Genomic DNA, 20,855 nt, shown 5'->3' on the forward strand with positions numbered 1-20,855 from the left:
CACCGTATTGGCAGCTAAATACATGGAATATCATTGATTTGAAGATAACTGCTATTCTAGACACCAATTTGACTAGCCATCAGACCCAATAAAGCTTAGGATCTTGAACAAGCAAATTTAAGGATTGGAGTACGTAGACACTATGGGTATTAGAGCGATTATCGTAGATACAGCTGGCACCACGACTGATCTAGATTTTATTCACGATGTACTATTTCCTTATTCAAAAAAAGCCATGGGCGACTTTCTGAATAAGAATCAGCACAACCCATTGGTTGAATACTGTATTAGTGACGTACGCGACCTTGCACTAGAACAAGACGCCTCTGTTGAACGCGTAACTGAAATCCTCGCACAATGGATTGATGAAGACCGCAAAGCAACACCACTTAAAACCCTTCAAGGTCTTATTTGGAAACAAGGTTATGCATCTGGCGAGTTCACCGGTCATATCTACCCAGATTTCATCGACGCTATCCCACGATTTGAAGCCGCTAACATGCGAATCTATAGCTTCTCGTCTGGCTCTGCTGAAGCACAAAAAATGCTTTTCAGCCATAGTGATGCGGGTGATTTAACCCCTAAATTTAGTGGTCATTTCGATACGCGTACGGGTAACAAATTAGATAAGCAAGCTTACTGTAATATCTTAAACACCATCAGCTTAAGCCCTAAACAAGTGCTATTCGTTTCTGATGTTGTTGAAGAATTAAAAGCGGCAGAAGCGGCAGGATTACATACTCGCCAAATGGTACGTTTTGATAATCAAAAAACCGCTAAATTTGCGCAAATCAGTGACTTCTCAGGATTAGATATCGACGCATAAAGATGTCTGTCCTAATATAAAAAAACGGCCTCTGTGGCCGTTTTTTATTGCCTGTTGTAACGTCGGCAGTGACATCTAGAGCTAGAGCTAAATCTAGAACTAAATCTAGAACTAGAGTGACGCTTTAACACAGCTAAATATCCTCATTAAACAGTAGCACCACACTGCCACCACTTAGGGCACTATCAATATTGACCGTGACGCCAATCCCTACATTGGTCAGCCAAGATGACAATGAAGGGGTTTCAACTATCCAGCCTAGACCGGTTTCGTAATAGTGATTTGTGTTCATTGTTGCCACTGCATCACCCGTTAAATCTATGCGTTTGAATAGGAAGCGCATTTCATTGCGCAGGTTCATCATTGGCGGAAGTGCGTAATGAAAAATAAAAGCATTACTGAAACGACCGACATTAGGCGAGCCATCTTGCTGGGGAGAATCGGTGTCAAACAGTTGCCCAAAAGCATAGTTATAACGGCTGATGAATTGCCACTTATTACCCCACAGCGTATCTTGATAATGCAACTCAATGGTAGGGTCGAGCATCCAAGCTGCATATGAGGTATTAAACAAGCTGCCATCTAGCTCATCTTGAAAATCACCAAAATCGCTGCGATAGTCAAAGTCATTTTCATAGCGAATCAAATGCGCACCCACGGCTAATTGTAACCACCACTTGTCTGATAGCAGATACTTCCAGCGCTGCTCAGCAAACAGTAAATAACTTTTCTCATTTAGTTTATCAACCAGTGTTATATCGTCTGATAGCTGTAATGATTGCTTAGAATTGATATAAGAAAATTTTGCAAATGTCGCTCGCTGCCATTCATCTTCTTTACCCTGCCAGTCACTTTCCCAGGGGATCGAATAGACGCTAAGCTCTTTTCTACGCTGTATTGAAGTCTCCGATCCTGCATCGAATCGGTCAAGACTGACAATATTGTTAGGGTCAAAATTGACTACGCCCAGTGAGATTAAACTTGCATCAGATAACACGATAGCTGAAGCGATATTACCTTTAGCAATATCGCTGATACTTTGTTCAATTACAGGTGCCGACATTGAAGCCTTTGCCAGCAACATAGATAAGCCGATAAAGATGCTATTACGGATCATGACTCCTCTTTAGCAGGAAAAGCCGGTGACACGCATGCTTTCACATCAAATGAATACCCATATCGGCTTTCATCTTTTGCCGTGGGCAATACTTGTAAGATCTCATAGTCATTGAGTTCAACCACTTTACTATTGGGTTCAGATTCACAACGAGAATACTGGTTACCCTCAAAATAATAGATAAAATTGGCAATCGTCATTCTTACCATCAAGCGATAACTCTCTCGAATAATATCGTAACGTCGCTCAGCCGCTTCATCCGCCCCCACATCCAAACGTGTAACCTCGTTTTGTTGTACTTGTTTAATAGATTGTTGAACGGCATCCTCAATCACCTTTTGAGTACTCGCGGCGATATCTGGAGGAGTCACTTCGCTAACACTCGAAGTCACAGGTTCAGGCGCTGGCATTGACTCAGTAGAGCTAAGGTTTTCTAAGTTCTCAGCAGCTACAACTGTCTTAGTCTTAGTCTTAGTCTTAGTCTTAGTCTTAGTCTCTACATTAGCTTCGGCAATTTTCGCACCGACGGCTGAGAGCTTTTGTAAACCAGCTTCAATATCTTCAGTTTTTTCACCCGTTTCCTCTTCTAACAATTTGATCATTTTGGCTCTGGGATCACTGGTTTCAAAGGTGTTCTCAATATCACTTAATAAATACAGGTTAGCTAACACCACGTAAGCCAATATCATTCGCAGCAATATAGTGCGTTTTCGGTAATGCTCACTATTAGTAAAACGTATTGATTTAACGCCAAGCAAGTTAAGTAGTGGCATCAATACAAAGTAAATTGGGATGACGGCTTGCAGCAACATTAAAGCCACTCCGCTAACCAGTACGAACCATACCGGCATATAAAGCAGAATAACGAGATTGTGGGTATAGGTTAAATGATCTGCATCAACACCTGAAACTTCATTAACTACAGAGGCTGCCCACACCAACGAAAAGTTAGCAATAATGGCGTAAAACAACAGCAGAAATGCTTTACCCGCTAAGCTATGCCAAGTTTTAGTAAACAATGGCCAAAATTCAATCATCATTGCAATCATGGCAATGATCCCCACCATCGTCACCCCATCAGTGGTAAACATCAAAAGAAAGGCGATGAAATACAACTTTTGCGCCACGGTCAGCTTACCGATGATGGTCTTAATATAACTGAGTATCACTCGAGGCAAGGCCGATACACTCTCAACGGGGCGATAAAGTAACTGCTGTAATCGTGGGTAGTTAAAAGAGTTCAAACGACGCATTCCATAGCAAATAGTGGTTTAACATTATCAAAACATATTGCCCAATTGATAGCAAAGCATTCCATGCTTGTTGAACTAGGTTTTGCCTGTTAACCTGAATAAAAATCAAACAAGCGTTTAACTTTATTAGGGAGCAAGATTTATATGGACCAGTTTATTCAGCAGCATGCGATTATTACCGAAATTCCAGTGGCATGGGGTGAAATGGACGCACTCAATCACGTAAATAATGTGGTGTATTTTCGCTACTTTGAAACCGCTCGGATCGATTTTTTTAGCCAGATAAACATGATGGCCGATCTTAAAGAAACCGCTGTAGGCCCTGTGTTAAGTGAAACCCACGCGCGCTATAAACGACCAGTGACGTTCCCTGATACATTATTAGTCAGCGTCAATATTAGTGACGTAAAAGAAGACCGCTTTATCATGCATTACCGAATTTTCAGTAAAGCCCAACAAGCTGTGACGACCACAGGCACCGCCAATGTGGTGATGTTTAATTTTAAGACAGGCCAAAAAGCCAAGCTAACACCTGAACTACTCGCAGCGCTGGAACAGCATAAAGTAGCCGAATAGCCACTCAAAAAAAGCCCTGTATTTTGTGTATTCAAAATACAGGGCTTTAAAAAAGATAAGAAACCTACCTCTATAATCTACTCAATCTCACCGGTCAGTGCAGCAAGTTGCGCTTTTACTTCATCAGACATCGGCTGACTTTTTTCAGTTTGATAGTTGTAATGCACCATCGTCGTTTTGGCTTCTGCAGTTTGACGGCCGTTTTGCCAGCAGCTTTGTGCAATCTCAAAACTACTGTTGCCCACACGGCTGATATAGGTTTTAACCGTCACTTCTGCGCCATAAAAGGTTGGTGCATTAAAGACAATATTAAAGCCTGCAATAATCATGTTCCACTTCGACAAATCTTGTCCTGGGTTCACAATATCAAACACTGGATCGCGCGCAGCCTCAAACCACACAGGGATCACCGTATTATTGATATGCCCTAATGCATCGGTTTCACAAAATCGTGGCGTGAGATTTAAACTGAATTGATTATCTGACATGCAAGCCTCTTATTTTTATTATGTGCGTTCAATAATGATAAATAAAACAGCAGGCAGTGTATGACAGCTTTAAAAGTGAGTCACCCTATTCTGATTTTTCAAGCTCAAATGTCATCAAAGAAGTCTTTATTACGGATGTATTTGTGCATGTAATGAAAGGCAAAAGGCGACACTATCCAACTAAAAAAACTTAATAGGAATCGCTTTACCGGCGATATGTTTTCATAAATCCGTTCGTTATGCAGCCACAGCATTTTCCCCACATGAAAGTAAATACCTGGCAGTGGTGGCAAAAAAGTCACCACATCAATATCACAGCAAATACGATAAGTACGTCGATGTAATAAATACGCTTTTTGAAAGCTTTTAAACCCCGGTGACGGCTGGCCAAAAGTCACCACCCGCTTAATTGAGTTTGGGTATAATCGCTCTAATCTATCTGCGGCTAATATTGCCATTGAGCCACCTGATGAGTGACCAGTTAGTGAAATACGCTTACCAGCCAGAATCAACGGGTTGAGGATCATTTGTAACTGAGTGAAAAGACTAATATCAGCCTCATAATGCGGTGCTATCGGGTTAGTACTTTGCTCCAATAAATAGTCATAGCCAGAATGCACATTGTAACGACACCCTTTAAACTGCTTCGCTTTCGGCCAGCACTGACAATTGAGTAGCCATTCGTTCATAGTTTGCGAACCACGAAATACCACCAGCACTTCTTTTTTATTGTCACGCCACATAACTCGGGCACATATATTACCCCAGCGATTGGCAATTTCACGATAATTACCCCTAGAAAACCCGAGCTTTTCTGGCTCAAAGTCAGCACGGTAAGTCACCTTGCACAAAACAGCATAACGTTCGTATTGATAGCGTTTAAGTTTTTTCAAAAGTTACATATTCACAGGAATAAACTAACCAGAGAATAGTCGGCTTTTATGACACTTATGTGATGATCATTTATACAAAAATAATTGAGACAAAAACAACAGACACAAAAAAGGACGCTAATGCGTCCTTTATAATATGCTCAGAAAAAATTACTTAGCGTACATCGCATTAATTTCACGATCATACTTAGAGTAAATCTTCTTACGGCGCAGCTTCATCGTGGGGGTAATTAACCCTGATTCCATTGAAAATGCTTCAGGCAGTAAGGTGAATTTTTTAATTTTTTCAAAGCCTGCTAATTCGTGTTGTAGCTCTTTTAAACGTTGTTCAAAGTGCTCAACAACTTGGCTGTGGCGCAATAATTCCATTGGATTTTCAAACTTAATCTCATGCTCTTTTGCCCAAGATTCTAGTGACTCGAACGCGGGGACAATTAGCGCTGATACATAGTTACGCGCGTCAGCCACAATCGCGACTTGTTCAATGAACGGGCAACAACTGACTTTACCTTCAACACGCTGCGGCGCAATGTATTTACCATTTGATGTTTTCATCAACTCTTTAATGCGATCGGTAATATATAGATTACCTTCGGCATCTAACATGCCTGCATCGCCGGTTTTTAACCAGCCATCTTCGAATGCTTCAGCCGTATCTTCTGGACGATTGTAATAACCACGCATCACCGTTTCGCCGCGAACTAAAATCTCATTATTACTGCCAATTTTCACTTCCATCGCATGTAATGGTTTACCGTTAGAACCCGATACTCGGTTATCTAAGGTATTACAGGTGACTGTTGCACAAGTTTCAGTCATGCCGTAACCACACAAGATTGGTACGCCAATACTATGGAAGAAACCACCAACATTCACGTCTAACGCCGCGCCGCCTACCGGCATAAACTTAAGGCGGCCACCTAATACATTTTGTAATTTGCTGAATACCAGCTTGTTGGCTAATTTCCACTGCAATGATAAACGTGTGCTTGGTCGTTTGCGCCCTTGAGTCACTTCAAATTGACGCGAACCCACACCAATAGCCCAATTAAATAGCTTCTGGCGGATCGCTGGTGCTGTACTGACTTTATCATGCACGGCGCTATACACTTTTTCTAAAAAGCGCGGTACGACACATAAGGTGTGCGGGCGTACTTCTGCAATGGCTTCTTTTACACGGTTAGTGTCACTTAAATAAACATTATGACCACCACGGCATAGAACATAGAAGCTCCAACCGCGTTCAAACACATGGCTTAATGGCAAGAAAGCAAGCGATACATCACCCGCTTTAAAAGCAATTTCATCATCATGCTGCTCTACCATTGACGCAATATTACGATAATCAAGCATGACGCCTTTAGGATCGCCCGTGGTGCCAGATGTGTAGATGAGGGTAAGTAAGTCATCAAGGTTGGTTTGCGATAAACGAGACTCTAGCTCGGTTGCACTTACTGGCGTTGTCTCAGCAATTAAGATGTCATCGAAATGAAAATGTTCATCTGAGGCTAATTTTACTTGGCTATCAAACACCACAATGTGTTCAACAGTAGGACATTGAGCTTGGATCTTACAAGCTGTGGCATATTGGCTTTCGTCACCGGCAAAAATCACTTTAGCGCGAGCATCATTAACGATAAAAACTGCTTGTTCCATTGGGCTAGTTGGATAAACAGGTACCACAACAGTACGTGCTTTTAGCGCACCAATGTCAGCGCAGCTCCACTGTGGGCTATTTTGCGCCACAATTACCACTTTATCTTGAACAGCTAAACCAAAGTCGATTAACAGTTGTGCCACTTTATTAGTAATAGTATCAAACTGACTCCATGAAACTTTGTTCCAAGGAGCTGCCATCTCAAATCCTTCGAGTGCAATGTTATCTTCTAGCGCTTTACTTTGCTCTTGCAGAAGTCTGACTATATGAAATTTTTCGAGAGACATTAATAATTACCTTTTAGCTTACAAGTGTTCCGCTTTTTGGCATTCTACTGTATGCCTCCCATAAAAATAAGAGTTTTTAGTCTAAATTAGCGTCAATTCACAGAATAAGGTCGTTTTTTACAAACCAGCAACACCATTTTTCCATAATTTGTTTCTGCTGATAACGAGTAAAACTCCCATTAACAGGAGTAAACCTAAATCTCCCCAATAATAGCCAACGTTTATAGAACCTTGCTCCCGTAAGCCAACTAATGAAGTTGAAAGCCATATAGCACTACTAAAGACAAGCAGCATAGATAAGCTAACGTGCAAAGTAGATCGACTCATTGCACCGAACGCTAAGGCCAAACCAGATGCCCAAGTCGTCGTTGCGACGATATGTAAGCCCACCATCAGGGTTATCTGTGAGTTAAACAAAGCAGATAACAGGGTTATCAGTGACATAATCATTATCACGATACCCATCAAACGTAATTGCGACTTAAAAAACTGCTCTACCAAGCCAGATTTACCGCTAAAGCTTGGTAGCATATATAGCGTCTCGGCTGCGCGCCAACGCTGAACACGTGTCCAGTGAATTAATGCGCATACCATAATCATTAACTGAGAAAGCACCATTAAAATGGGAAAGTCTGCATCTATGTAAGCTGCAAATAACACCCCAACAGCACTTAATACCAATGAAGCAATCAACACCATGCCGAGCATTGGGCCAATAAAAAAACTGGCAGGATGTAGGTAGCGACTTAGCTTAATAAACCAAGGGTTTTGTCCCACTATTGGGCCAACCATCCACCCCGTTTCTAGGCCATTTAAATATATGGCACGAGCATCTTGATTCCAGCTGAAACGTTTTAGCTTCCGATCAATTAAGAACCCTAATAACACCGGGATCAATACAATATAATCAGCCAGTAATTGCGGAATATAGTTAATTAATTGCGGTGTAATCGGTAAGACTAAAAACACCAGCATGGCATAATTGAATCGCTGCGGTTTAATTAAACACGCATAAATAAACCCAGTACCAATACTGACAAAAAGCATCAATGTCGCGATACTGGTCAATTCACTTAGCTCAATTGCCACGAAACTCAGAAATAAGCTCACCGCCCATATACTGTTAGCTTGTATTAATACCTGCTGTCGATAATGAGGAATAAGCATTGCGCATTCATTGGCCGACAATTTAATCAATTGCCAGGCTACTGCGCAAGACATCGATAAAATAGTCATGCCTAAAGCAAGATTGATGACGTCAATTTTTTCAGGCTTAGTTATTATGGTGAGTATTGTCAGGCCACAACCCAGCAAAGCGACCATCAAAAAGCTCAGACTGCCAAAGTCTCTTAGCCATAGTGAGTAGAACCCTTTAAATGGGTTGCGAAAAGCATTTTTAGTCACTTTAGCGCTAGGTTGTGTTGAGGGCGACGGGCTATTCATCGGTGAAGTTCCATGAATAGTTGTTCAAGATTTAATGAGGTAGTATTGACCACGCCAGCAATGTCGATTTGATCGGCATTATCCACTAACACTTGTTGCTGATTGCGATTTAACACCGTTAACCCCTCGGGTAACTCTTGGTTATCTGCGAGTTGCACTAAAACAACCTCTTCCCGTAAGGCATCAATTTCTTTAAACAAGACTAATTCACCTTGTTTGAGCAGCGCGACATGGCTGGCAACACGTTCAAGATCGGAGGTAATGTGAGATGAGAATAGCACTGCAGAGCCAGACTCAAGCGCTAACTCAAATAAGTCACCCATAAACTGACGACGCACAATAGGGTCTAAACTGGCAACAGGTTCATCAAGGATCAGTAACTGGGGACGATACGCCATCGCCATAATTAGCGCTAAAGATTGACGCTGCCCTACTGATAACTTTTGCACTTGTTGTTTACTATCAAGCCCAAAACGAGCCAACCAATCAGTTTCAAGTGCTTTATCCCATTGCGGGTAAAAACTACTGTGTAATTCAAGTGCACTGGCAATAGTGAAACCTTCATAGCCAAACGGCTGTTGTGGCACATAGCCAATTTTAGCCTTCGCATCGATAGACAGGTCAGTGGCGGTTTCACCTAGAGTAGTAATATTACCTGCATCAATTTCTAAAATGCCTAAGGCTGCACGCATTAAGGTCGATTTACCCGCCCCGTTTTGCCCCAATAAGCCCACAACCATGCCAGCCGATAAGCTAAAGCTCAGTTGGGTTAATACAGCTTGGTCATCAAATCGTTTATCGACTTGTTGAAACTCGAGAATCACTTCAGAGTGTTCCATCAACTTGTTCCTTGTTATCTTGCGCTTACTGCTTGCTGTTATCAGTATTTAAAAAGATTAAATTAAGCTAGGACTACTTATCCCACTGCTGCTCCATCAACGACTTTAGATCATCCAAACAAATGCCTAATTGCTTAGCTTTAGTTATTAAATCATTGGCTTGAGATTCTAATAACTGCAAACTTGTCGTCGTAGGCGCATCTTGCTTATTAGCAACACGAGTAGGTTGCCCACGGCGGCGCTCTAGCCAGCCTTGTTCAACTAATTGTTGAATGGCACGGGATACTGTCATCGGGTTAACCGCTAAATGTTCAGCAAGTTGCCTCACTGATGGCAGTACTTGATCTACCTGCAGTTGGCCGCCCACAATCAATCGCACGATTTGTTCATGCAATTGTCGATAAATAGGTTCACCACTACTGGGGTTGACTTTTATTAGTTCTAGCATTAGCCTTTACTTACTGTATTAATACATTGATACACCGATACACTAATGTTAAGTTACCACAATCATCCTGAAATGCAAAAAGGAAAGATGTTATGAACATCGGAAAAGTTATGTTGCAAGGAACGTTTAATAAGGTTCGTAAGCCAAAGCTATTGGCTCGCCAATCAAAATTAATCAGCGCAATTCAAGTTGGTTTGCTCTCTATGCTTAGCTTGTCAGTGACAGCAGAAGAGACCACGTCAAGTCAGGCACCACTATCAGCTTGTTATGTTGATGGCCTATCAGAGCAAGTTCAATGCGGTTCATTAATGGTGGCAGAAAATCCAGCGATACCAGATGGCAAGCAAATCGCGATTCATTACGCAGTATTACCTGCGATTAAACCCAGCTTTAAAAAACAAGCTTTGTTAGCCATTGCAGGTGGTCCAGGTCAGTCAGCCATTGAAAATGCGGCAGGCTTTAATCGCGTGCTGGCGAAAGTGCGCCAAGATAGAGACATTCTATTAATTGACCAACGTGGTACTGGACAATCCAGTATTTTGGCTTGTGATGACGACAATATGTCAGCCTTATCTTTTAATGACGATGACATGGACTATGTTGCAGACACGCAAAAGTGTCTCGATAAGATTGATGCAGATGTGAGCCAGTACGGCAGTTTAACGGCACTTAAAGACTTTGAAGCTGTACGTGAACACTTAAACTACGACAAATTCCATTTATACGGCGTGTCTTATGGCACGCGTATGGCGCAACTTTATATGCGCGAATTTCCACAAGCGCTCGCCACAGTTACCTTAGATGGTGTGGTGCCAATGCAGCAAAGTGTGATTGCAATAGGTAGTGCTATTGATAGAGGCTACGCCTTATTATTTAAAGATTGTCAGAAAAATAGCCAATGTCAGCAGCAGTTTCCTACGCTTGAGCAAGATTTTCAACAGGTAGATAACGCATTAGCTGAAGCGGCTATCGTCACGCAAACCCGCGATCCACAAACCGATGAAATCGCTGATTTTACTTTAACCCGTGGCAAGTTTAACGGCTCAATTCGTATGGCCTTGTATATGCCCAATATTCGCGCCTTAATTCCCCATGCGATTCATCAAGCATCCATCGGTAACTATCAACCCATTTTAGGTATTTATACCCTTACTGCCGACAGCACTGGGATTGCAATGGGAATGCATGCATCTGTGGTGTGTGGAGAAGACATACACCGCCTTACTGATGACATTCGCCAACGAGCCAAAGGCTCATACATGGCAACCACCATGATTGAGGGGTTAGAAGCCACCTGTAGCGTATGGAATATGCCGCAAGTTGATAGCAGTTTTAGTGATGCCATCGAAAGCGATATCCCCACCTTATTGTTATCTGGCGAATTAGATCCTGCCACCCCACCAAGCTGGGGCGAAATGGCCACCGAAAAGCTCAGCAATGCAAAACACTTTATCTCCAAATTCGCCACTCACGGGGTCGCATACCAAAGTTGCGGCAATGAGTTAATGGCAGATTTAGTCACGAGTGGCTCGCTGGACAATATCGATGGCGAATGTTTAGAAAAAGATGTGAGCCGTAGTTTTTACTTAAATGCCAACACCGTTGAAGTTATTCCAACGACAACTGAGGAAGAATAATCATGATTACTGTAACGAATCTATCTAAAAAAATTGGTGACGTGCAAGCACTTGATAACCTCAGCTTCAGCGCACATGACGGTCATATCACGGGTTTACTTGGCCCTAATGGCGCAGGTAAAACCACCTGTCTACGCACTGTATTTGGTTTACTTGCCGCCGATGAAGGTCATGCAGAAATTGACGGCATTGATGTCGCTAAAGAGCCAACTAAAGCCAAAGCACAACTGGGCTTATTCCCAGATCCATTTGGCCTCTATGAGCGTTTATCGCCTAGAGAATACATCAGCTACTTTGCCGAGCTCAGTGGCATGTCAAAAAATGACGCTAAACAAGCAACCCAAGATGTGATTGCTCAGCTCAAACTTGAAGATATTGCCGATAGACGCTGCAAAGGGTTTTCTCAAGGCCAGCGAATGAAAACTGCATTAGCGCAGGCTATTGTGCACAAGCCGACCAATATTATTTTGGATGAACCGACTCGTGGTTTGGATGTGATGAGTACACGCTTACTGCGTGACATTTTGCTCTCGCTCAAGGCCGCTGGACACTGCGTGCTGTTTTCAAGTCATGTTATGCAAGAAGTTGCCGCACTTTGTGACCAAGTGATTGTGATGGCAGACGGTAAAGTCGTTGCCACAGGCAGCCCAGAAGAGCTTTGCCAACAAACAGGCAAGGATTCACTTGAAGATGCATTTATACAATTAATTGGAACTGACGAAGGGATCGCAGCCTAATGAAAACAGTTATTGCAATGGTTCGCAAAGAACTCATCGACGCCATGCGCGACAAACGCTCTGTCATGGCTGGACTTTATTATGCTATCGGCACACCGCTATTAATGTGCGGCATGTTTATGGTGTTAATCGGACAGTTATCAAGCCCAGAAGATTTAAACATTAATATTACTAACAGTGACAATGCGCCTGATTTAGTCCGTTTTCTCAATAATCGCGGCATCAATGCCTCGACAGATGAAGGCGTCAGCGTAAAAGATGTCAAAGACATTGAGCTTATTATTAGTGACGATTACGCCGAGAATATGGCTAAAGCTAAACCTGCTGAAGTAACCTTAATTGCAGATAACTCTAATGAAAAGCTACAAAAATCAATTCGTAGAGTTGAGCTACAGTTGCAAGCTTACAGCAGTGAAATGGGCAGTTTACGCTTAATTGCACGCGGAATTAATCCAGCGGTTGTACAGCCAGTTAAAGTGATTGTAGAAGATCAGGCTACACCTGACTCTAAAGGTGGCTTTATCTTGGGTATCGCGATTTTCACCATGATTTATTCGGTGTTTATCTCTGGCATGAACTTGGCCATTGATACCAGTGCCGGTGAACGCGAGCGTAATTCGCTCGCCTTGCTGCTAAGTCACCCAATCAGCACGCGACAGTTAGTGCTGGGAAAAATCATTGCGGTCACCTGCTTTGCTTTACTGGGCTTGCTGCTGATCTTGCTGGTGTCTAAATTCGCTTATACCTTTGTCCCTTGGCAGGAACTCGGCTTTAGCGTCAACATCTCGCCTGACTTTATGGGACTGATGCTATTTATCGGCATTCCACTCGCCATCATGGCGGCAACGTTACAGCTGTTTGTGTCTTTCATGGCCAAAAGCTTTAAAGAGGCCCAGTCTTATTTAACCATGGTGCTATTTGTCCCATTAGCCTTATCCATGGCTGCCAGCTATAACATTGCACCAGATGTATTGGAGTGGCTGCCTGTATCAGGTCAGCAACAAGCACTAATGGCCTTTATTAAAGGGCGAGAAATCCCAATGCTGCAGTTATTGGTGTCTTCAGGTGCCACATTAGTCTTGTCAGTTGCACTTGCTTTAGGACTAGAGAAACTGCTGAAAAGCGAGAAAGTGGTTTTTGGTTTATAAGCGTCGATAACACAGGTCATTTTGCTGAGCTTTATCAGCAAATGGCCTCTATCGTCATTGTTATTAACCCAAGCTTGGGTTCATCAAATAGAAGGAGTTTAGTATGGAACAAGAATACGCCATTGTGGCCTTAGTTATCATCATTACCCTGGGCACAACTGCCACGGAAATGTTTAAGCATTACGTCAAGATAAAATCGACAAAACATGACAAAGATAATAATGCTGAAATCAGCATGCTTCGCCAGCAAAATAAAGAACTGCAAACGCGGATAGCTACGCTAGAAACCATTGTCACTGAGCCAGGTTATGATTTAAAGCAAACTATCAATGGATTGTAAAACCTTGCCAACACGATTAAAAAAGCCAATAAAACCACCGATTTTATTGGCTTTTTGTTTATCTATATTTTAAATCAGCAGCAAGTATGGGTGTTAAATTTTTGTCGATATGCTCTTGGCGACAAACTAGTTAACTGAATAAATAACTTCCTAAATGAGCTGCTATCTTCATAGCCCACCCGTTCAACAATTTGTTCAATCCCCAGTTCCGTGGTTTCAAGTAATCGCTTGGCCTCATCAACTCGTAAACGTTGCATATAGCTCGCAGGTGTTTCATTAACGGCCTTTTTAAAGCGTCTTATTAACGTGCGTTTACCTACCGCAAATTTATCGGCAATGTCATCCAACAACCAATGTTGATCTAAGTGCACTTGCATCCATTGCTGCACTTTATGAATCAATTCATCTTTATGTTGCTCAGGGTTGATACTCATAGTCATAAAGGGTTGTTGTGAACTCCGATTAGGATCAATCAATAAGATTTTCGACATTTGCTGTGCCATTTGCTCGCCCACTAAAATCGAAATCAAGTGCAAAGCCAAACTTAAACTGGATGTGGTTGCTCCAGCGGTATGTATATGGCCATCTGAAACCACCAATGAATCCATGCATAACTGCACATCTTTAAAGTTACGTTCAAACATTTCACTTAGCCACCACACAGTGGTTGCACGGCGCTGGTTTAATAACCCTGATGCGGCTAACAATAATGTCCCCGAACAATAAGCCGCCACAGGTTTTCCTGTTTCAGAAAACTGTCGTAATGGCGAAAATAATGGCTCGAAATCACTCAAAAAATGCTGAAACTCATCTCGATTAGTCACAAAGGCCGATGCCAATATCACCGCATCAGCTGCGAGAATATCTTCTTCATGCTTAAGGCCCTTAGCGGGTACTTCTATGCCCTGATTCGTCATTACTGGCCCACCATGGGCAGAAATAACATGGCAATGAAACAAGTCCTCAGTGGCATCTGGATTCATTCTGCGCCAGTAACTATTGCAGAAACTAAACACATCTAGAAAACTCATTAAGCCACTGGCGACAACATTACCCGCAGCCATAATGTAGATCGTTTTCATCTATCACGCCTCAAATGTCAATTTTGACCTTATATTTGTCAATAATGACACTTACAACTCATTTGTCTAGTTTTTATACTGGGCTTATTCATCATTGAGGTACTCAGTAAGGAAACGAGCAATGAAAAGTATCAGTTCAAATTGGTTAATCAGCGTAAGCTATTTGTTGGTAAGTTGGGGCTTATTACTTTGGCTAAATTTCAGTACTGAGCCCAGTATATTTGCGCACTTGATAGCAATTCCAAGTTTAGTGCTATTCGCAGGCTATAGCGCTAACTTGATCCTAAGGAAGGGAGTTTAACTCTGCGATACAAAGTACTAGCCACAAAAAAACCAGCCGTAGCTGGTTTTAATATTCGCAGATTTTAACTGCTGTAAGCTTAATTAATCTGAATTCAGATTACTTCGCTTTCGGTCTAAATGGCTTGATGACTGATTCGTCACACTCTAAGAATGGACCGTCCATTAAATCGATGCAGTAAGGGATCGCAGGAAATACTGCATCTAAACATTCACGAATAGACTTAGGCTTGCCAGGTAAGTTAACGATTAATGAGTCACCACGTAAACCAGCTGTTTGACGAGACAGAATAGCCGTTGGTACAAACTTTAATGACTCGGCGCGCATTAACTCGCCAAAGCCTGGCATCATGCGATCACACACCGCTTCAGTCGCTTCTGGAGTCACATCACGCTTAGCTGGCCCAGTGCCGCCAGTTGTCACGATCAAGCTACAGTTTTGCACATCAGCCATATCAATTAACGTAGCTTCAATATCAGCCGTTTCATCAGGAATGACCTTATAAACAGGTTCCCATTCAGATGTTAAATACTCATTTAGCACATCAATAATGGCTTTACCTGAAATATCTTCGTAGATACCTGCACTCGCACGATCGCTTACCGTAACAATGCCGATTTTAGCTTTGGTCATGACAAAATCCTTAAACTTGATCATTTAATGGCTGTAAGTCTACATAACACTATAGACTTTAGATGTGGCTAAAATACCACAATTTTCAAGCAGAGACGGAGAGATTGATCAAGAGTTGCAAAACATGGGTCACTGCAGCTATGCCTTGTTCAAAAATAAGACAACGTAATTCGCTGAGGTTATAAACGACTCGCAAACCAGTATCGCGGTTTCCAATAAACGTTATCCATGCTTGAAATTATGACGCCTTTTTTAGTCGACACGTGCAAAAAGCGATGCCCAGATAAATACACTCCAACATGACGCCCGCTACCTGTGGTTTTGAAAAACACTAAATCTCCGCTTTGTAAATCACTTTTAGCCACGCGCGTTCCCAAACTTGTTTGCCCTTGCACAGTTCTTGGAATACTTGGACCAACAAGATCTTGATAAGCCACATACACTAAACCAGAGCAGTCCAAACCCTTCTTAGTTAATCCACCTAAACGGTATGGCGTCCCCTGCCACTGCTGGTGAAATTGTAATAAACGCGCTTCGTTCCACAATCTTGAATCAACATCACCTAATGATGATGCTGCAGCGGCGTTATCAGGAACTGTAATATGATTGCTGGCACAAGCTGTCAGAAGAACACTCATAATGAGCAGTAAAATTAATCGTGACATAACAATATCCACCCAGTATTTAGCTCAAAACCAGTATTTAGCTCAAAACCAGTATAGATTTGTATAAAAATAACACGACCAATTCCCATGTAGGCTAAACGAATTAAAGCGTGAGTTAAACCGGACAAGGTCTAAACAAACCTACAAATCATTAATAATTAACCACCGATACAAGCTTTGAGCACATTGTTGATTATGACGTTCTGTGTGGGGCTCCTTCAGTATTCTTATATGAACTGAGTAAGCAACCTAATGACATTGAAACGACTAACATGCCTGCTAAATTAACATGTCTCATTATAAAGTCGCCTCTTATACCACCATGATTTCGTCATCTCAGCTTATCCTAATAATGAGTCAGACATCTAGCATGATTGATTACACTACCACTTGCTTAAACAGGTTTTGGACAATGAATAAGCCAATGAAGCAGGCAATGGCTGATAAAATCGGCGTAATCACCCACCCCACCAGTATTTTACCTAGAACAGGCCATTGAATCGGTAACCGCTTTAAGAAGGCAATACCAATAACAGCACCAATGACCGCCTGAGAACTCGACACTGGCACTAGAGGTATTGCAGGTAAACCCATGTTCACAAAAGCATTAGACAGCGACTGAGAAGAGAAGATAAACAACACAATAGAGTGCGCCATTACTACCACCCATGCTGTCACTGGTGTCATCGAGATTAAATTGCCACCCACCGTCATCATCACTTTTTTAGAGTAAGTAAATACCCCGACACTAATGGCAACAGCACCTAAAAAGAACAGCTGCATTGCACCGCTAAACTCAATACCCGCAAATTCAAAGGCATCAATAGGTGCGCTGAGCACAAATACGCCCATCACATTAGCAATGTTATTAGCACCTAAACTATAAGCACCAAATGCACCTGCTAATATCAAACCAATACGTGTCCACTGATCTAATTGAAATAAACCAGGTCGCCACCAATCAATCGCGCGTGTCACAGCTTTATATAAAATAACTGCGGTGATGGCAGCAAGAATTGGACACATCACCCACGTACTTAAGATTTTAGTCAATACTTCAGGGTCAGTTGCCATGCCACTAAAGAGGTTCCAGCCGATAATAGCCCCGACAATCGCTTGACCTGTCGATACGGGTAAACCTGACTTTGTCATCAGATATACAGTTGTCGCAGCCGACAAAGCCACAGTAAATGCGCCGCCAATGGCAGAGACTTTACCTAAGGCACCTAACGTATGCGATGCACCAGCACCACTGATCACTGCGCCCAGAATCACCATCACTGAACAAATCATTGCCGCCGTGGAGAACTTAACCATTTTAGAACCGACAGCAGTGCCGAAAACATTAGCAGCATCATTGGCCCCTAACGACCAACCTAAAAACAAACCACTCGATAAAAATACCCAAATCGCAATATCCATATTATTCCCTCCTACTGAACCCGTTTGAGAGTAAATATGGCAACCCGATCACTGATGTCTTCAGCTAAATTCGCCACTTGATCTATGCGGTCAAAAAAGTATCGCAACTGGACTTTATTAATCAGCGGTAAATCTGTATCGAACAAGATAGTTTTCGCCCGCGTACAGGCTTTATCCGCATCACTTTCAAACATAATCACTTTCTGGTGATATTCCTGTACGCGCTGTAAGTCGGTAAAAAAACTTTTGGCGCACAATATAGTGTGATCTATGGTATTGCCTACCGCATTCAGTAGCACCATGAGGTCAGCCTCAACCGCTTGAGGGATAAGTGGCTTCTCGATTTTTAAATGTAAGCCTATGGTTTCCTGTTTATTGATAATCCGGTCGGTTAAATCAATCAGCGAGGCCACATCACTGCGTAAATCAGGGATCAGGGTTTTACGATATAGCGTCTGTTCAATTTCACGCTTGAGGACATCAGCTTCATGTTCAATAGATTGAAGCTCTGTTAATGCATTTTCAAACTCCTCGCTATTAGCTCCGTGAGCTAAATACATTTGCCACATATAAACAAACTTATGTTGGGCGAGTGTGACTTGATCGAGGAATAAATACACATTGGTTTCGGTAGACTGACTCTGAGAAAGAAGCGTAGTGATCCGAGAAAAGCCAAACATGGCATCTCCTTTGTTAGGGTTAATTAAGGGGGAATTAAGATGAGAAATGACCAAGCACTACATCAGGGAGTGATGGGGACACAGTGCCTGGTCATTGGATGAACTCAGTGGAACTTACTTAGTAAATCCTTTACTCATTTTAAAGGTAGAACTGGTTTTCGAGCCGCTATGACCATGTTCATATCCAACAGCTTCAACTTGTTGATATAAATGTTGGTACATCTCCTCTAAGCGCGCTTTATCTTTCACATGGCCCTTAAATGAAAACTCATTAAAGCTGATACGTGGCTTGCGGTAATATGGCGTCCAGACTTGAAAATCGACTTCAACGTCATCAAACCGTTTGTCTTTTACCGTGCCTTCCCAACCATGAGTTCGCATAACCATGGTTTGGATTAAGTCGGCTTTATTTGCTTCATAAATATCACCAACAATCTCCCACATAGCGGTATTGCGTTTTAAGATGGCAAATACCGCTTCCATATCGACATTTTTCACATCAATGTCAGCAGGTGAATAAGGAATATCATAGCTCACACTGTAAGCCGCTTTACCTTCGGTATAGTCAATCTCTGCTTTACGGTAATTCGATACATCACCAAAGCTTTGTGGATCTGCAGCGCGTAACTTGACTGTGATTTTACTCTTACGTGGTTTACTTAAATCTTCACGTACTCGAATATTGATCGATTTAGCTTTAAAAGCGCGGTTAGGCGTATCAATATAAGTCACCAACTTTACTTTTAAGCGTTCTTCTAAATCAATGAAGTTAAAAGCTTGTTTAAAATCATCAGTTTGTTTCGAAGCCGCATAAGGCAGTGTTTTAGCCGTGCCAGTATTCACATGATACTCAAGTGAAGTGAATGCATCAGGCGATAACGCATAGGCACTCGAACTTAAACATACATTCACTAGGCCGATTAAAAATAGATTATTTCTCATCAGAATTATCCTTCAGTTAAAATGCAAACTGCAATCTTGCTTGGAAGATATTGCCATCTTGGTCGTACATTTCTACGCCATTAATATCTGTGTATGGTTTTTGGTAATCAGCTTGAGTATGCACATAGTTAAACTGCGCTTTGAGGTTGTTTTCTAAGTACCAATTCACACCAAGGATATAATCGGTTTTTTCACCGCCAGTGATACCAGCATCTGTATCATCAAAGTTTGCCACATCAACACGAGCTGCTAATTCCCATGCACCATAGCCACCAGCAGAAATTGCATTGGCAGGTTTAATCGATTTAAATTTCCCTTTCTTACCACTGTAATTCCATTGTTCACCCGTTAAGGTATAAACCGCTTGTAAGTAGTAAGCATCAACTGTCACAGATTCATCATCAATCTGATCAGCCATTGAAGTGACATATTCACCTTGAATTAATAAGTTTCTGTGCTGATAAGCCACCTCTAAACCATAGCTTTGTACTGATTCGGCATCAAATTTACCAGTATCAATGGTGCGGCTGACAGGCTTGCTGCTAGGACGAGCACGGTAGCGCGTTTCTACTGCTTCACTGTTATTGTTGGTGTACATACCACTGACACCAAGATGTAGTAAATGGTCACTGTTATTAATCGGCGCCATGGTAAAACGGCCGTTATAGACATCTTGCTTAAAGTTTAAGTCGTCGTCATTAATATTGGCAGTAGTACCGTAACCCAACACCAAGTTGTAATCATTACCTTTATAAAGCCACTGCACGCCGACATTACGATCAGGTGCAAATGTATCTGTACTTGCACGTTCTAAGAAAGCTAAATGAGCCGAACTGTTCGTGGCTTCAAGACCAAAACCATATTTCTGGAAACCCATGGTCAACTCTGAATTTTCCCAGCCGCGATAAGTCACGTTCGCATCTTTCACTTCAACTTCAGACTCGCCATCAAAATCAAACTCTAACGAGTATTTCCATACATTTGAAAAGTAGCCTTCGACCCCAAATCGAACACGACGAAAATCGACCGTATTGGCTCCACCTTCAAACTCACGCTTACTCCCAGTGTAAAAATCATCGTAGTTAACATAGTCCAATTGAATTCGACCAGAAAACTCCATGGTAGATTTACCATCTTGAGAAATGAACTCTGGTGACGGGCTGCTGCTAGAGAATTTTAATCTATCTTTTTTGTTAGCAGCATCTTGGGCTTCAATCAGCTCCATTTCTAACGCATCTAAGCGTTCTTCTAACTCTGTAACGCGATCGGTATCAGCCGCCATAGTGGCACCTGAAAAACAAAATAATGATATTGCTACTGCTTTAGCAACTCCTGAAACTGACAACACATTTTCTTTGCTCATCTTCATCTTCCTTAGATTATTTTTATTACTTAATTTGGAACAAAAATGTTTCTATCTCGTTAGCCATAGAGTAGAACT

21 protein-coding genes are annotated in these 20,855 nt (G+C 42.0%); 6 read left to right on the forward strand and 15 right to left on the reverse strand.

Features of this window, described 5'->3' with window-relative positions; translation table 11 throughout:
- The first annotated feature begins 142 nt into the window (after positions 1–142).
- Positions 143–826: an acireductone synthase gene (gene mtnC, locus AB4153_RS08260; protein WP_102527565.1), complete on the forward strand. Its 684-nt coding sequence runs from the start codon at positions 143–145 to the stop codon at positions 824–826.
- A gap of 133 nt (positions 827–959) precedes the next feature.
- Here the strand turns inward: mtnC and AB4153_RS08265 are convergent, their stop codons facing one another.
- Positions 960–1,943 (reverse strand): Solitary outer membrane autotransporter beta-barrel domain, encoded by a 984-nt coding sequence (locus AB4153_RS08265; RefSeq protein ID WP_102527564.1) that lies wholly within the window; start codon positions 1,941–1,943, stop codon positions 960–962.
- Positions 1,940–3,187 carry a hypothetical protein gene (locus tag AB4153_RS08270; RefSeq protein ID WP_371997016.1) on the reverse strand — a complete coding sequence of 416 codons (1,248 nt, stop codon included), beginning with the start codon at positions 3,185–3,187 and terminating at the stop codon, positions 1,940–1,942. Before AB4153_RS08270 ends, AB4153_RS08265 begins: the two co-directional genes overlap by 4 nt.
- A 153-nt stretch (positions 3,188–3,340) precedes the next feature.
- Here AB4153_RS08270 and AB4153_RS08275 point away from each other — a divergent pair, with 153 nt between their 5' ends.
- Positions 3,341–3,772 carry a thioesterase family protein gene (locus tag AB4153_RS08275; protein ID WP_229370166.1) on the forward strand — a complete coding sequence of 144 codons (432 nt, stop codon included), beginning with the start codon at positions 3,341–3,343 and terminating at the stop codon, positions 3,770–3,772.
- 77 nt (positions 3,773–3,849) lie between these two features.
- Here the strand turns inward: AB4153_RS08275 and AB4153_RS08280 are convergent, their stop codons facing one another.
- From AB4153_RS08280 to AB4153_RS08305, 6 genes are all read right to left on the reverse strand, one after another.
- Complete coding sequence (locus AB4153_RS08280; protein ID WP_102527561.1) at positions 3,850–4,260, reverse strand: thioesterase family protein; 411 nt, start codon at positions 4,258–4,260, stop codon at positions 3,850–3,852.
- A gap of 104 nt (positions 4,261–4,364) precedes the next feature.
- Positions 4,365–5,153, reverse strand: a complete 789-nt coding sequence (locus AB4153_RS08285; RefSeq protein WP_102527560.1) for a lipase family protein — start codon at positions 5,151–5,153, stop codon at positions 4,365–4,367.
- A gap of 150 nt (positions 5,154–5,303) precedes the next feature.
- Positions 5,304–7,097 carry a long-chain fatty acid--CoA ligase gene (locus AB4153_RS08290; RefSeq protein WP_102527559.1) on the reverse strand — a complete coding sequence of 598 codons (1,794 nt, stop codon included), beginning with the start codon at positions 7,095–7,097 and terminating at the stop codon, positions 5,304–5,306.
- 117 nt (positions 7,098–7,214) lie between these two features.
- Positions 7,215–8,540, reverse strand: a complete 1,326-nt coding sequence (locus AB4153_RS08295; RefSeq protein WP_371997017.1) for a hypothetical protein — start codon at positions 8,538–8,540, stop codon at positions 7,215–7,217.
- Positions 8,537–9,379, reverse strand: coding sequence for an ABC transporter ATP-binding protein (locus tag AB4153_RS08300; protein ID WP_102527557.1), 843 nt, complete (start codon positions 9,377–9,379; stop codon positions 8,537–8,539). Before AB4153_RS08300 ends, AB4153_RS08295 begins: the two co-directional genes overlap by 4 nt.
- Positions 9,380–9,452: 73 nt before the next feature.
- Positions 9,453–9,827 (reverse strand): GntR family transcriptional regulator, encoded by a 375-nt coding sequence (locus tag AB4153_RS08305; RefSeq protein ID WP_229370157.1) that lies wholly within the window; start codon positions 9,825–9,827, stop codon positions 9,453–9,455.
- 92 nt (positions 9,828–9,919) lie between these two features.
- Between AB4153_RS08305 and AB4153_RS08310 the strand changes: the two genes are divergently transcribed.
- The 4 genes from AB4153_RS08310 (at position 9,920) to AB4153_RS08325 (ending at position 13,689) form a co-directional block, all read left to right on the forward strand.
- On the forward strand, positions 9,920–11,464 hold the full coding sequence (locus AB4153_RS08310) for an alpha/beta hydrolase (RefSeq protein ID WP_371997018.1): 1,545 nt from the start codon (positions 9,920–9,922) through the stop codon (positions 11,462–11,464).
- 2 nt (positions 11,465–11,466) lie between these two features.
- Positions 11,467–12,201, forward strand: a complete 735-nt coding sequence (locus AB4153_RS08315) for an ATP-binding cassette domain-containing protein (RefSeq protein WP_102531647.1) — start codon at positions 11,467–11,469, stop codon at positions 12,199–12,201.
- Positions 12,201–13,349, forward strand: coding sequence for an ABC transporter permease (locus AB4153_RS08320; RefSeq protein ID WP_102531648.1), 1,149 nt, complete (start codon positions 12,201–12,203; stop codon positions 13,347–13,349). The genes AB4153_RS08315 and AB4153_RS08320 overlap by 1 nt, the downstream gene beginning before the upstream one ends.
- 103 nt (positions 13,350–13,452) lie before the next feature.
- Positions 13,453–13,689 carry a hypothetical protein gene (locus AB4153_RS08325; protein ID WP_102531649.1) on the forward strand — a complete coding sequence of 79 codons (237 nt, stop codon included), beginning with the start codon at positions 13,453–13,455 and terminating at the stop codon, positions 13,687–13,689.
- A gap of 74 nt (positions 13,690–13,763) precedes the next feature.
- Here AB4153_RS08325 and AB4153_RS08330 read toward each other — a convergent pair whose 3' ends face one another.
- From AB4153_RS08330 to AB4153_RS08360, 7 genes are all read right to left on the reverse strand, one after another.
- Positions 13,764–14,771, reverse strand: coding sequence for a GlxA family transcriptional regulator (locus tag AB4153_RS08330; RefSeq protein WP_371997020.1), 1,008 nt, complete (start codon positions 14,769–14,771; stop codon positions 13,764–13,766).
- A 400-nt stretch (positions 14,772–15,171) separates the two neighbouring features.
- Positions 15,172–15,705, reverse strand: coding sequence for a molybdopterin adenylyltransferase (mog, locus tag AB4153_RS08335; protein WP_153912954.1), 534 nt, complete (start codon positions 15,703–15,705; stop codon positions 15,172–15,174).
- A gap of 179 nt (positions 15,706–15,884) precedes the next feature.
- On the reverse strand, positions 15,885–16,370 hold the full coding sequence (locus AB4153_RS08340) for a C40 family peptidase (protein WP_102527548.1): 486 nt from the start codon (positions 16,368–16,370) through the stop codon (positions 15,885–15,887).
- 378 nt (positions 16,371–16,748) lie between these two features.
- Positions 16,749–17,792: an inorganic phosphate transporter gene (locus AB4153_RS08345; RefSeq protein ID WP_248956660.1), complete on the reverse strand. Its 1,044-nt coding sequence runs from the start codon at positions 17,790–17,792 to the stop codon at positions 16,749–16,751.
- Positions 17,793–17,803: 11 nt separating this feature from the next.
- Positions 17,804–18,472: a DUF47 domain-containing protein gene (locus tag AB4153_RS08350; RefSeq protein WP_102527546.1), complete on the reverse strand. Its 669-nt coding sequence runs from the start codon at positions 18,470–18,472 to the stop codon at positions 17,804–17,806.
- Between the two features lie 114 nt (positions 18,473–18,586).
- The gene (locus tag AB4153_RS08355) at positions 18,587–19,414 is read right to left on the reverse strand and encodes a hypothetical protein (RefSeq protein WP_371997023.1); all 828 of its coding nucleotides are present in this window, start codon (positions 19,412–19,414) and stop codon (positions 18,587–18,589) included.
- A 16-nt stretch (positions 19,415–19,430) separates the two neighbouring features.
- The gene (locus AB4153_RS08360; RefSeq protein ID WP_371997025.1) at positions 19,431–20,777 is read right to left on the reverse strand and encodes an OprO/OprP family phosphate-selective porin; all 1,347 of its coding nucleotides are present in this window, start codon (positions 20,775–20,777) and stop codon (positions 19,431–19,433) included.
- Between the last annotated feature and the right edge of the window lie 78 nt (positions 20,778–20,855).

Source organism: Shewanella sp. 10N.286.52.E4 (genome assembly GCF_041468785.1).
In the GTDB taxonomy this organism is placed as follows: Bacteria; Pseudomonadota; Gammaproteobacteria; order Enterobacterales; family Shewanellaceae; genus Shewanella; species Shewanella electrodiphila.

Excerpts from the sequence above, each read along its gene's own strand:
- AB4153_RS08350 (WP_102527546.1), bottom strand. The coding sequence starts at position 18,472 with ATGTTTGGCTTTTCTCGGATCACTACGCTTCTTTCTCAGAGTCAGTCT.
- AB4153_RS08295 (WP_371997017.1), bottom strand. The coding sequence starts at position 8,540 with ATGAATAGCCCGTCGCCCTCAACACAACCTAGCGCTAAAGTGACTAAA.
- AB4153_RS08315 (WP_102531647.1), top strand. The coding sequence starts at position 11,467 with ATGATTACTGTAACGAATCTATCTAAAAAAATTGGTGACGTGCAAGCA.
- AB4153_RS08330 (WP_371997020.1), bottom strand. The coding sequence starts at position 14,771 with ATGAAAACGATCTACATTATGGCTGCGGGTAATGTTGTCGCCAGTGGC.
- AB4153_RS08275 (WP_229370166.1), top strand. The coding sequence starts at position 3,341 with ATGGACCAGTTTATTCAGCAGCATGCGATTATTACCGAAATTCCAGTG.
- AB4153_RS08360 (WP_371997025.1), bottom strand. The coding sequence starts at position 20,777 with ATGAGCAAAGAAAATGTGTTGTCAGTTTCAGGAGTTGCTAAAGCAGTA.
- AB4153_RS08290 (WP_102527559.1), bottom strand. The coding sequence starts at position 7,097 with ATGTCTCTCGAAAAATTTCATATAGTCAGACTTCTGCAAGAGCAAAGT.
- AB4153_RS08300 (WP_102527557.1), bottom strand. The coding sequence starts at position 9,379 with ATGGAACACTCTGAAGTGATTCTCGAGTTTCAACAAGTCGATAAACGA.
- AB4153_RS08265 (WP_102527564.1), bottom strand. The coding sequence starts at position 1,943 with ATGATCCGTAATAGCATCTTTATCGGCTTATCTATGTTGCTGGCAAAG.
- AB4153_RS08325 (WP_102531649.1), top strand. The coding sequence starts at position 13,453 with ATGGAACAAGAATACGCCATTGTGGCCTTAGTTATCATCATTACCCTG.
- AB4153_RS08310 (WP_371997018.1), top strand. The coding sequence starts at position 9,920 with ATGAACATCGGAAAAGTTATGTTGCAAGGAACGTTTAATAAGGTTCGT.
- AB4153_RS08345 (WP_248956660.1), bottom strand. The coding sequence starts at position 17,792 with ATGGATATTGCGATTTGGGTATTTTTATCGAGTGGTTTGTTTTTAGGT.
- AB4153_RS08320 (WP_102531648.1), top strand. The coding sequence starts at position 12,201 with ATGAAAACAGTTATTGCAATGGTTCGCAAAGAACTCATCGACGCCATG.
- mtnC (WP_102527565.1), top strand. The coding sequence starts at position 143 with ATGGGTATTAGAGCGATTATCGTAGATACAGCTGGCACCACGACTGAT.
- AB4153_RS08340 (WP_102527548.1), bottom strand. The coding sequence starts at position 16,370 with ATGTCACGATTAATTTTACTGCTCATTATGAGTGTTCTTCTGACAGCT.
- AB4153_RS08280 (WP_102527561.1), bottom strand. The coding sequence starts at position 4,260 with ATGTCAGATAATCAATTCAGTTTAAATCTCACGCCACGATTTTGTGAA.
- mog (WP_153912954.1), bottom strand. The coding sequence starts at position 15,705 with ATGACCAAAGCTAAAATCGGCATTGTTACGGTAAGCGATCGTGCGAGT.
- AB4153_RS08355 (WP_371997023.1), bottom strand. The coding sequence starts at position 19,414 with ATGAGAAATAATCTATTTTTAATCGGCCTAGTGAATGTATGTTTAAGT.
- AB4153_RS08305 (WP_229370157.1), bottom strand. The coding sequence starts at position 9,827 with ATGCTAGAACTAATAAAAGTCAACCCCAGTAGTGGTGAACCTATTTAT.